This window comes from Streptomyces phytophilus (assembly GCF_013870535.1).
Classification (GTDB): domain Bacteria; phylum Actinomycetota; class Actinomycetes; order Streptomycetales; family Streptomycetaceae; genus Streptomyces; species Streptomyces phytophilus.
Map to the genome: position 1 here is coordinate 1 of NZ_JACBXC010001411.1, position 1,479 is coordinate 1,479.

The following is a 1,479-nucleotide window of genomic DNA, read 5'->3' on the forward strand; positions in this document are numbered from 1 at the left end:
CGACGCGGATCCGGCGCAGCCCGTGGGCGCGTACGTGCTCGGCGATGCGCTCGGCGGCGCGGCGGGTGGTGGCCTCCGGCATGCGCGCCGGGCGGCGGCGCCACCCGCTGTCGGCGCCGTGGTAGACGTAGCAGTAGGTGCACGACAGGTTGCAGCGGCTGTGCACCTTCAGGATGAACTGCCGGAACGGCACCGCCCGGACCCCGGTGGCGCGCAGCAGGTCGACATCCAGCAGCCGGCCCGGCCAGGGCGCCTCCCGCTCCGCGCCCGTGCCTCCGTAGTCCATGCGGCTCCCCGGTCCCCCCGAGTCCGGACGGTGACGACCCACCGCCCCTGAATGCATGGCGCACAAGTCACACGGGTGAAACGCGGCGGCAGCCCAACTGACTGCTTCTGTACGTAATCTGCCGCGATCCGGCCGCCCGGCTCCGTCGGCGGGCTTCAGATGGTGTCGGCCGGTCGTGTGCGCCGTGACGTCGGTCTCGTCCTAATCGTCGTCGTCGGGGCCGTTGTCGAAGTAGGCCCCGGCGTCGTTGCCGGACGGCCAGTTGCGGAGCAGGTGGGCGACGGCTCCCGCGAGCACCGGCGGCTCGCCGCGGGCGGCCACCGCGTACACGTCGACGTCGCTGAAGTCGGGCAGGCGAACGGCCGCGCCCGCGGCTGACGGTGTCCCGTCCGGCTTCGCCGACAGGGGGTTCTCCACGCTGTTCTCCTCCGGAAGGGTGTGAGAGTCCTTCCCCGAACAGTCGTGCAGCGAAACTGACCAGGGTCAGTCGTCGGCCTCAAGGGTACGGATCTGCTCGCGGGTCAGCGCCGCGCCCGCGCTCTCCGTCTGCTCCGCCCGGCCCCACTGCTCCCAGGCGTCGCGGTACGCCCTGAGCGCCGCCGCGCGCCCCGCCGTCGGCTCCAGCATCTGCGCGCGCCGGTGGTGCGAGCGGGCGGCGTCCACCGGGTCGCCGGCCTCCTCCGCCAGGAGCGCCCCGCGCCGGTAGCAGTCCGCCGCCCGCTCCTGCCGCTGCCGGAACTCGGTCCTTATGTCGAGCAGCAGTTGGACGTCCCCCAGCTCCAGCCACGCCTGCGCGCGCACCCGCGCGGGCGCGTCGTCCTCGCGCGCGGCGCCCTCCAGCACGAACTCCGCCTCGTACAGGTCGGTGCGGGTGCCGGACGACTCGTACCGCATGCGCAGGGCCCGGCCGAAGAGCAACTGCCGCCGCGGCAGGTCCGGATGGCGCTGCGGCGTCTCCGCCAGCACCTCGCGCAGCACGGGCACCGCCCGGCCGCGCAGCCCGGCGTCCGCCGGGGCCAGCAGGGCGCGGCGCAGCAGCAGGTCGCCCAGCTCGGTGAGCACCTCGCCGTACAGCGCCGTCCCCGGCGGCAGCAGCGACAGCGCGTCCGCCAGCCAGCCGTCGGCCTCGACCAGCAGTTCGCCGTCCCCACCGCGGGTGAACTCCGCGACGCGCACCTGCGCCTTGCGGCGCA

General features: G+C 74.7%; 1 protein-coding gene and 2 pseudogenes. All 3 read right to left on the reverse strand.

Annotated elements, in window-relative coordinates; translation table 11 throughout:
• A pseudogene (locus H5J30_RS32870) lies at positions 1 to 286 on the reverse strand (FxsB family cyclophane-forming radical SAM/SPASM peptide maturase); the annotation flags it as partial.
• 201 nt (positions 287 to 487) lie between these two features.
• Positions 488 to 703, reverse strand: coding sequence for a hypothetical protein (locus H5J30_RS32875; protein ID WP_018853258.1), 216 nt, complete (start codon positions 701 to 703; stop codon positions 488 to 490).
• Between the two features lie 66 nt (positions 704 to 769).
• Positions 770 to 1,479, reverse strand: a pseudogene (locus H5J30_RS32880) (SAV_2336 N-terminal domain-related protein); the annotation flags it as partial.